This is a genomic window from Streptomyces sp. NPDC032721 (assembly GCF_055579625.1).
Map to the genome: position 1 here is coordinate 26610 of NZ_JBVIMX010000041.1, position 7349 is coordinate 33958.

General features: G+C 71.6%; 5 protein-coding genes. All 5 read left to right on the forward strand.

Features of this window, described 5'->3' with window-relative positions; all coding sequences use genetic code 11:
- The first annotated feature begins 98 nt into the window (after positions 1-98).
- Complete coding sequence (locus tag ACZ5PB_RS42140; RefSeq protein ID WP_468698909.1) at positions 99-638, forward strand: LOG family protein; 540 nt, start codon at positions 99-101, stop codon at positions 636-638.
- Between the two features lie 28 nt (positions 639-666).
- Complete coding sequence (locus ACZ5PB_RS42145) at positions 667-1356, forward strand: SDR family oxidoreductase (protein WP_468698911.1); 690 nt, start codon at positions 667-669, stop codon at positions 1354-1356.
- Entirely contained in the window at positions 1353-2363 is a 1011-nt protein-coding gene (locus ACZ5PB_RS42150) for a methionine synthase (protein WP_468698912.1), read from the forward strand. Before ACZ5PB_RS42145 ends, ACZ5PB_RS42150 begins: the two co-directional genes overlap by 4 nt.
- 55 nt (positions 2364-2418) lie before the next feature.
- Positions 2419-4611, forward strand: coding sequence for an NAD-dependent DNA ligase LigA (gene ligA / locus ACZ5PB_RS42155; protein WP_468698914.1), 2193 nt, complete (start codon positions 2419-2421; stop codon positions 4609-4611).
- Positions 4612-4896: 285 nt separating this feature from the next.
- Positions 4897-7206 (forward strand): putative bifunctional diguanylate cyclase/phosphodiesterase, encoded by a 2310-nt coding sequence (locus tag ACZ5PB_RS42160; protein ID WP_468698916.1) that lies wholly within the window; start codon positions 4897-4899, stop codon positions 7204-7206.
- The last annotated feature ends 143 nt before the right edge of the window (positions 7207-7349 follow it).

Consider the following 7349-nt stretch of genomic DNA (forward strand, 5'->3'; position numbering starts at 1 on the left):
ACCGCCGGCGTGCGCGGAACTCATCGCTCGGCGGCAGAAGTCGCGAGAAGTTTTTTCCGCGGGCTTTCCGGTGGGGGCCCGGCATTAGGTTGGGGGTCATGAACATTTGTGTCTTTCTCTCCGCCGCGGACCTCGACGAGCGCTACACCCGGCCCGCCCGCGAGTTCGCCGAACTCCTCGGCAAGGGCGGCCACACGCTGGTCTGGGGCGGCTCCGACGTGGGCCTGATGAAGGTCGTCGCCGACGGTGTCGAAGCGGCGGGCGGCAGGCTCGTCGGCGTCTCCGTGGACTTCCTGCACACCAAGGCACGCGCGCGTGCCGACGAGATGGTCATCGCGAAGGACCTCGCGGAGCGCAAGGCGCTGCTCCTGGGGAAGTCCGACGCCGTGGTGATCATGGTGGGCGGCACCGGAACCCTCGACGAGGCCACCGAGATCCTGGAGCTGAAGAAGCACGGCATGACCGACAAGCCCGTGGTGCTGCTCAACGCCGACGGCTTCTACGACGGGCTCAAGCAGCAGTTCCAGCGGATGGAGGACGAGGGGTTCCTGCCGATTCCCCTCACTGACCTGGTGTTCTTCGCGGAGGACGGAGTGGCGGCACTCGCCTACCTGGAGGAGTCCGCCGGGGTCCAGTAGTCCCCGCCGGGGTGCGAGCATGGGGCACATGGCTACTCATGTGATCACCGGGGCGGGGTCGGGCATCGGCGCCGCCGTCGCCCGCCGCCTCCACGCGCGCGGGGACGACGTCGTCCTCATGGCGCGCGACGCCGGCCGCGCCAAGGAACTGGCGGCGCAGCTGCCCGGCGCCCGCACCCTCGTCGGCGACCTCTCCAACCCGGACCGGCTGTCCTGGGCGTTCTCCCACCAGTCGATGCCCGAGCGGGTCGACACCCTGCTGCACATCGCGGGCGTCGTCGACCTCGGCAAGGTCGGCGAGCTGGGCGTACGCGCCTGGCACAGCCAGCTCAACGCCAACCTCATCGCCCCCGCCGAGCTCACCCGGCTCTTCCTGCCCCAGCTGCGCCTGGACAAGGGCCATGTGGTGTTCGTGAACTCGGGCGCCGGACTCAACGCCGGGCCCGAGTGGAGCGCGTACGCCGCCAGCAAGCACGGCCTCAAGGCCCTCGCCGACTCGCTGCGCGCCGAGGAGCACGAGAACGGGGTGCGCGTCACCTCCGTCTACCCCGGGCGCACCGCCAGCCCCATGCAGGAGAAGGTGCACTCGCAGGAGGGCAAGGCGTACGACCCGAAGAAGTTCATCGATCCGGAGTCGGTCGCCACGACGATCCTGATGGCCCTCGACCTGCCGCGCGACGCCGAGGTCAACGACCTGACGGTGCGGCCCGGACGATGAGCGACAGCGAGAAGCAGCAGCGGTGGTGGGGCCCGGCCACCGGCATCGGCTCCATGCCAGGCGGCGACGCCAGGGAGACCGCCAAGACCGTCGTCGGCTCCTTCGAGGACTTCCCGTTCCTCGCGGAACTGCCCGCGCGCGGGCCCGGCGCGGACATGATCGGCCGCACCGCCGGAATGCTCGCCGAGATGTACGTCCACCTGGAGCCCAGCGGCTGGCGGTTCAGCGACCGTCCCGGCCGCGACACCCGGCGGGCCCGCTCCTGGCTGGGCGAGGACCTGGACGCCTTGGAGGAGTTCACCCAGGGGTACACCGGGCCGCTGAAGGTGCAGGCCGTCGGGCCGTGGACGCTCGCCGCCGCCCTGGAACTGCGGGGCGGCGAGGCGGCCCTCGGCGATCCGGGGGCCTGCCGCGACCTGGCCGCGTCCCTCGCCGAGGGCCTGCGCGGACACCTGGCCGACGTACGGCGGCGGATGCCGGGGGCGCGGCTGGTGCTCCAGCTCGACGAGCCCTCGCTGATCGCCGTACTGCGCGGACAGATCAGGTCGGCCAGCGGCTACCGGATCTACCGGGCCGCCGACCGGCAGGTGGTGGAGAGCGCGCTGCGGGACGTGATGGCGGTGCACGACGGACCGACGATCGTGCACTCCTGCGCGCCCGACGTACCGATCGCGCTGCTCCGGCGGGCGGGTGCCGCCGGGATCTCCCTCGACTTCACCCTGCTCACGGAGCGTGACGACGACGAGATCGGTGAGGCGGTCGAAGGCGGCACGAAGCTCTTCGCGGGCGTCGTGCCGAGCGTGGAAGGCCCATTGTCAGACCCGGGCGGTAGCGTCATGGGTGTCAGGTCGTTGTGGCGCAGGCTGGGGCTGAATCCCGGACTTCTGTACGAGTCCGTGGTGATCACTCCGACGTGCGGGCTGGCGGGGGCTTCCCCGGCACACGCCCGCGCGGCGCTCGCCCACAGCTCGCGGGCGGCGCGTTCGCTCGCGGACAACCCTGAGTGACGAAGCAGGAGATTCTTGGACGGGGCACAGGGCCCCGGCAGGTCAACGGGAGGACATGACGGTGGCTGGCGAACAGCATGCGGCGGTACCCGCCGAGGCACGGGAGAACCACGCGCGGCTCGCTGAGCAGATCGAGGAGCACCGCTTCCGGTACTACGTCAAGGACCAGCCGGTCGTCAGCGACGCCGAGTTCGACAGGATGCTGCGGTCCCTGGAGGCGATGGAGGACGAGTACTCCGAGCTGCGCACCCCCGACTCGCCGACCCAGAAGGTGGCGGGGGCCTACGAGACGGAGTTCACCGCCGTCCAGCACCGCGAGCGGATGCTCTCCCTCGACAACGCCTTCGACGACGAGGAGCTCGCGGCCTGGGCCGAGCGGATCGCCGCCGAGCTCAGCGGCATCGAGTACCACCTGCTGTGCGAGCTCAAGGTGGACGGGCTCGCCGTCAACCTCACCTACGAGAAGGGCCGGCTGACCCGCGCCGCCACCCGGGGCGACGGGCGCACCGGCGAGGACATCACGCCCAACGTCCGCACCATCTCCGCGATCCCGGACCGGCTCAAGGGCGAGCGGATCCCCGACCTGGTGGAGATCAGGGGCGAGGTCTACTTCCCCATGGAGGCCTTCGGCGAGCTGAACGCACGGCTGGTGGAGGCCGGCGACAAGCCGTTCGCCAACCCGCGCAACGCGGCGGCCGGATCCCTCCGCCAGAAGGACCCCCGGATCACCGCCTCCCGCCCCCTGCGCATGGTGGTGCACGGCATCGGCGCCCGCGAGGGCTTCGACATCGACCGCCTGTCGCACGCCTACGAGCTGCTCAGCGAGTGGGGCCTGCCCACCGCCCGGCAGAACCGGGTGGTCGATTCGCTGGACGGCGTACGGGAGTTCATCGCGTACATCGGCAAGAACCGGCACTCCGTCGTCGAGCACGAGATCGACGGCGTCGTGATCAAGCTGGACGAGATCCCGCTCCAGGGGCGCCTCGGCTCCACCTCGCGGGCGCCGCGCTGGGCGATCGCCTGGAAGTTCGCCCCCGAGGAGGTCAACTCCAAGCTGGTCAACATCCGCGTCGGCGTCGGCCGGACCGGCCGCGTCACCCCGTACGCCCAGGTGGAGCCGGTGACGGTGGCCGGGTCCGAGGTCGAGTTCGCCACCCTGCACAACCAGGAGGTGGTGAAGAAGAAGGGCGTCCTGATCGGCGACACCGTGGTGCTGCGCAAGGCCGGGGACGTCATCCCGGAGATCCTCGGCCCCGTCGTCGACCTCCGGGACGGCACCGAGCGGGAGTTCGTGATGCCCACCGAGTGCCCCGAGTGCGGGACCGCGCTGCGCCCCATGAAGGAGGGCGACATCGACCTGCGCTGCCCCAACGCGCAGACCTGCCCCGCCCAGCTGCGCGAACGGCTCTTCTACCTCGGCAGCCGCAAGAGCCTCGACATCGAGAACTTCGGGTACGTCGCCGCGACCGCGCTCACCAAGCCGCTGGAGCCCGCCGAGCCGCCGCTGCTCGACGAGGGCGATCTCTTCGACCTCACCATCGAGCAGCTGCTGCCCATCAAGTCCTATGTCCTGGACTCCGATTCGGGCCTGCCCAAGCTGGACCCGAAGACCGGCGAGGAGAAGGTCGTCACCGTCTTCGCCAACCAGGACGGCGAACCCCGCAAGAACGCCCTCGCCATGCTGGAGAACATCAGGGCGGCCAAGGAGATGCCGCTCGCCCGCATCCTCACCGGACTCTCCATCCGGCACGTCGGCCCCGTCGCGGCCGAGGCGCTGGCCCGCGAGTTCCGGTCGGTCGAGCGGATCGAGCAGGCGACCGAGGAGGAGCTCGCCGGGGTCGACGGCGTCGGCGGGATCATCGCCGCCTCCCTCAAGGAGTGGTTCGCCGTCGACTGGCACCAGGAGATCCTCCGCAAGTGGCGGGCCGCCGGGGTCCGGATGGAGGAGGAGGGCGCCGACGAGGAACAGGGACCGCGCCCGCTGGAGGGCCTGACCGTCGTCGTCACCGGGACGCTGGAGAAGTACACCAGGGATGGCGCAAAAGAGTCCCTCCAGAACCTCGGGGCGAAAGTGACTGGTTCGGTTTCGAAGAAGACGTCGTTCGTCGTGGTCGGGGACAGCCCCGGTTCGAAGTACGACAAGGCAATGCAGTTGAAGGTTCCGGTGCTTGACGAGGCCGGCTTCGGGGTCCTGCTCGCAGAAGGGCCGGAAGCCGCACGTGAAGCGGCGGTTCCGGTAGAGCAGTAGCGGGAAGAACAGCGGCCGAAGGGCCACCCGTTCGGCGCATACCAGACGCCGAAGGGTGGTCGGGTCGCATTCGGGCAACAGCGGTCGACCGCTGCCCGGGAGAGCCTGCTGCGGCCTACTGTTGGGATGTGCGCCTGTCGTGCACGGCTGGGGAACCGTTTCCCGCCCAGGAATGTCTGCTCCGACAAGAGACTTCCGGGGCGGCGGGGACGGGGCGAGCCGTGGTGGCATGACAACGGGGCCATCTCGCGTGACACGGGCACCGCCGGCTGTGAGAGGGACGGAATGAAACCGACCGAGAGTGCCGACCCGGCCTCACGGCTGCGTGGTCTGGCCGGGCGGACCGGGCTGACCGGCCTGGTCGGCCGGTTCGGGCGGACCGGGCGGGCCGCGCAGGCCGGCGGCAGGGCCGAGGGCCCCGGGCAGCCGTCGCCGCAGCCGTCACCCGTCCGGCCGCAGCAACCGTACGGACTGCCGCCGGCCTACCCGCCCTACCAGGCGCGCGCCCCGCACCCGGCACCGCCGGTATCCAGACACGGCGCGACCTGGGCACAGCTCTGGGGGCCACTGCTCCCCGGGGTGCTCACCGCAATGGCCGTCCTGGTCCTCGCCGGCGGCATCGTGCAGACACTCGGCGCACAGCGCGCCCTCTTCCCCGGCGGTACCGCCGGATGGTCCCTCGCCGCCCTGACCGGCATCATCGTCGGTCACCTCGTCGCGCTCGGCCGGGACAGGTGGTGGGGTGGCACGGGTTCGGGGGCGGCGCTCACCCTCGCCGTCCTGCTGCTGTACGGATGGGTTCCGGCCGGGCTGGTCAGCCTGGCCGTTGTCGTTCTGGTCGGCACCGCCCGCAGACGGCGCTGGCGGCAGGGCGTCCTGCACGGCTCCGTCGACATCCTCGGCATCGCGGCCGCAGCCCTCACGCTGAGCCTCTTCGGCGAGGTGCCGACGGTCGAGCAGCCCTGGCAGCCGACCGGCTGGGACTGGCGGGCGCTGCCCGAGGTCGTGCTGGCCGCGGTCACCTACCTGCTGGTCAGCCGGCTGCTGCTGTGGTGCGTGGAGGCCCCGCAGACCGGCCGGCTGCCGTCGGTGGCCAGAACGGCCATGGTGCGACAGGGACTTGTGGCCGGGGCGTTGCTGGGCATCGCCCCGCTGATCTGTGTCGTGGCGATCTCGCTGCCGGTGCTGCTGCCGCTGTTCGCCGTACCGCTGATCGCGTTGGACTCCACGCTCTGGATAGCCAGGGCGCGGGCCGAGGAGCAGTTGCGCGACCCGCTCACCGGGCTGCCGAACCGGCAGTGGCTGCTTGAGCGGGCCAGGCCCGCGCTGGAGGAGGCCGAGCGGGTGGGGACGCGGTCGGCGCTGGTGCTGATCGACATGGACCGGTTCCGCTCGGTGAACGACACGCTCGGCCATCTGGCCGGGGACCGGCTGCTGCTACAGATAGCCGACCGGCTGCGGCGGGCACTGCCCAAGGGGGCGGAGGCCGCCAGGCTCGGCGGCGACGAGTTCGCCGTACTGCTGCCGCGGACCGAGTCCGCGACGAGCGCGCAGCGCATCGCCCGCCACCTGGTCGCGGAACTGGGCTCTCCGCTGGACCTGGACGGGCTGACACTGGTGCTGGAGGCCAGCGCGGGGGTGGCCGTCTTCCCCGACCACGCGCTGGACGCGGAAGGCCTGCTGCGGCGGGCGGACGTGGCGATGTACCAGGCCAAGCGGGACCGCAGCGGGGTCGAGGTGTACGAGTCGAAGCGCGACTCCAACACACCCGACCGGCTGGGCCTGTTGGGGGATCTGAGGCGGGCGCTGGACGCGGGGGACGTCGAACTCCACTACCAGCCCAAGGTGCGCTTCGACGGGCAGGTCGCCGGTCTTGAGGCGCTGGTGCGGTGGGTGCATCCGGAGCGCGGGAGAGTCCCTCCGGACGAGTTCATCGCCATCGCGGAGTCGTCGGGGCTGATGCCCCATCTGACGGAGTACGTACTGGAGACGGCGCTCGCGCAGGTCGCCCGGTGGCGGGCGCAGAAGCTCTACGTACCCGTGGCGGTGAACGTGTCGCCGCGCGACGTGCACACCCCCGGGTTCGCGGGAGCGGTGGCGGCGCGGCTGGCGCGGCACGGGGTCCCGGCGGGCTCGCTCCAGTTGGAGATCACGGAGCACGTCCTCCTGGAGGACCCGCAGCGGGCCGCGGACACCCTGGCCGGGCTGACCGGGCACGGCGTGAAGATGTCGCTCGACGACTTCGGGACCGGGTACTCCTCGCTGGTGCACCTGCGGCGGCTGCCGGTGAGCGAGCTGAAGATCGACCGGTCCTTCGTGGCGCGGCTCGCGGTGGATACCGAGGACGGCGAGATCGTACGGTGCACGATCGATCTCGCTCATTCGCTGGGGCTGTTGGTGGTTGCCGAGGGCGTCGAGGACGACGAGACGTGGGAGCGGTTGCGGGATCTGGGGTGTGACGCGGTGCAGGGGTGGCTGGTGGCGGCGGCGATGCCTCCGGAGGAGGCGACGGCGTGGTTGCTGGCGCGGGGGTCGAGGGGGTGGCAGCGGCCGGCGGAGTTGGCGGCGGCGGCGGCGGAGGCGGAGGGGGAGTAGGGGGCCGGGGTGTGGTGGGGGGCCATGGCGGAGGTGGGGCGGGGGCGTGGGGTTCGGCTCCGCCGGGGGCCGCCCCCTTGCCCGCCCGTTCCGCCCCCGGGGGGCGGCCCCGCCGCCCAAGGGGGCTCGGCGCGCGGCCTCGC

Excerpts from the sequence above, each read along its gene's own strand:
- ACZ5PB_RS42140 (WP_468698909.1), top strand. The coding sequence starts at position 99 with ATGAACATTTGTGTCTTTCTCTCCGCCGCGGACCTCGACGAGCGCTAC.
- ACZ5PB_RS42145 (WP_468698911.1), top strand. The coding sequence starts at position 667 with ATGGCTACTCATGTGATCACCGGGGCGGGGTCGGGCATCGGCGCCGCC.
- ACZ5PB_RS42150 (WP_468698912.1), top strand. The coding sequence starts at position 1,353 with ATGAGCGACAGCGAGAAGCAGCAGCGGTGGTGGGGCCCGGCCACCGGC.
- ligA (WP_468698914.1), top strand. The coding sequence starts at position 2,419 with ATGACGGTGGCTGGCGAACAGCATGCGGCGGTACCCGCCGAGGCACGG.
- ACZ5PB_RS42160 (WP_468698916.1), top strand. The coding sequence starts at position 4,897 with ATGAAACCGACCGAGAGTGCCGACCCGGCCTCACGGCTGCGTGGTCTG.